The organism is Streptomyces sp. NPDC007095 (genome assembly GCF_040634475.1).
GTDB lineage: Bacteria > Actinomycetota > Actinomycetes > Streptomycetales > Streptomycetaceae > Streptomyces.
Window position 1 is genome coordinate 1 of the sequence record NZ_JBEYFS010000493.1, and the last position, 1,994, is coordinate 1,994.

Sequence of the window (1,994 nt, forward strand, 5' to 3'; positions counted from 1 at the left end):
TGGGCTCCGGGGCCGGGGTGATACGGCTCGTGTGCGAAGAGCAGGTAGACGTCCGCGGTGCGGACATCGGGGCCGGGCTGGGGCTGGGGCATGAGTCGCGGGCGGCGAGGACGTCCTCGGCGAAGTCGTCGACCCAGCGCAGTGCCCACGTGAGCAGAGGGCCCATGACCTGCTCGGGGATCCGTTCGGTGAGGTTCTCGCCGAACCGCCGAGGGTTCGCGCGCGCCCACGCCTGCCAGGCCGGGCGCCGCAGCGGGTCGGCAGCCAGGGCGGGCGGGCCTGCCGTTTCTGCACTCCAGTGAGCGTGCCGAGGCCCATGAGCGTGGGCCGGCCGCGGTGGTGGAGCTGCAATGGCGGGCGATGCGGGAGCAGGCGGCCGAGGCTCCGACTTTCCATGAGTTCGCCGAACTCGTGGAAGCGGCGCATGCCGAGCCGCGGCTGCGGCAGCTCTACGTGTTTTCCAGCCACTGGACGCTCGGCTTCAGCTCCTGCACCGGATTCCCGTTCCGTGTTGAAGTGGCCATTGCCCCGTCACACAACGGCAGCCTGTTCCGCGTGATGAAGCATCCCCACGCTGGAGCCATCGGTGAGACCGCCACAGCCGAGGAGGCCGTCGCCTTGGCTGTGTCCCACCTCCCCGCCGGCCTCGGCCAGACCGCCGAGGGAACGGCCGAACAAGATGAGTGATGCGAACGAACCCAGTCATTGACAGTCACGTTCCGGTATTCAGTTGACCGCCCATCAGGCGACTGCGGATGGCAGTGAGGAGGCAACCGACCGCCCACACCCCTAGATCCGGTCACGTCAGCCCTTTGACCTGCGACTGAACCGTTCCGGGTTCGGTAGGGACTCGATCGTTTGAGAGGATCGAGTTATGGCACGTCCTTCCCCTTACCCGCTTGAGCTGCGCAAAAGAGCAGTCCGCATGTTCACCGAGGTCCGTCCGGATTACGACACCGAGTGGGCGGCGATGAAGGCCGTCGCGTCGAAGCTCGGCATCGGCACGACCGAGACGCTGCGCAAGTGGGTGCGGCAGGACCAGATCGACTCCGGCGTCCGGGCGGGCACCACGACGGAGGAGTCCGCCGAGCTGAAGCGGCTGAAGAAGGAGAACGCCGAACTGAAGCGGGCCAACGAGATCTTGAAGGCCGCGGCGAGTTTCTTCGCGGCCGAGCTCGACCGGCCACACACACGCTCGTGAGCTTCATCGACGAGTACCGGGACCGCTTTGGCGGCGTCGAGCCGATCTGCCGGGTGCTCACCGCGCACGACTGCAAGATCGCCCCCTCCACCTACTACGCGTTCAAGAAGCGGCAGACGGCCCCCTCGGCGCGGTCGCTTCGGGACGTCGAGCTCAAGGAGCTGATCCGCGAGGTCTTCAAGGACAACTTCCGCGTCTACGGGGCCCGGAAGGTCTGGCGCGAGCTGAACCGGCAGCATCATCCGGTGGCCCGGTGCACCGTCGAGCGCCTGATGCGCGAGCTCGGGATCGCCGGCGCGGTCCGCGGCAAACGGGCGATCACCACGATCCCGGCGGCCGGCGCGGAGCGGGCCCCGGACCTGGTGGACCGCGACTTCGTCGCCCCGGCCCCCAACCGCTGCTGGGTGGCCGACTTCACGCACGTGAAGACCTGGTCGGGAGTCGTCTACGTCACGTTCGTGGTGGACACCTTCTCGCGCCGCATCGTCGGCTGGTCCGCCGCCACGACCAAGGAGACCCGGCTCGTCCTGGACGCTCTCGACATGGCCCTGTGGCAACGCGACCGGGATCAACACCCGCACCAGCAAGGCGAGTTGATACATCACTCGGATGCCGGGTCGCAGTACACATCGTTCGCGCTGGCCGAACACCTTCAGCAGGCAGGCATCGCAGCGTCGATCGGCTCGGTCGGTGATGCCTACGACTGTCAGTCTTTTCGCACCGGATCCCGCAAGGATCGGGTAGCCCCGGCTGAGGCGGTCTGACTCTTGCTTATGACTGACCCCGTGAGTGT

General features: G+C 67.4%; 2 protein-coding genes and 1 pseudogene. All 3 read left to right on the forward strand.

The window, feature by feature from the left end; all coding sequences use genetic code 11:
- The first annotated feature begins 336 nt into the window (after nucleotides 1-336).
- The 3 genes and pseudogenes from ABZ656_RS57660 (at nucleotide 337) to ABZ656_RS57670 (ending at nucleotide 1,965) form a co-directional block, all read left to right on the forward strand.
- Nucleotides 337-687 (forward strand): DUF6193 family natural product biosynthesis protein, encoded by a 351-nt coding sequence (locus tag ABZ656_RS57660; protein WP_129592384.1) that lies wholly within the window; start codon nucleotides 337-339, stop codon nucleotides 685-687.
- Between the two features lie 187 nt (nucleotides 688-874).
- Nucleotides 875-1,123: pseudogene (locus tag ABZ656_RS57665) on the forward strand (transposase); the annotation flags it as partial.
- A complete protein-coding gene (locus ABZ656_RS57670) occupies nucleotides 1,024-1,965 on the forward strand; it encodes an IS3 family transposase (protein WP_360280723.1) in 942 nt (313 codons plus the stop codon). The pseudogene ABZ656_RS57665 and the gene ABZ656_RS57670, both read left to right, overlap by 100 nt.
- The last annotated feature ends 29 nt before the right edge of the window (nucleotides 1,966-1,994 follow it).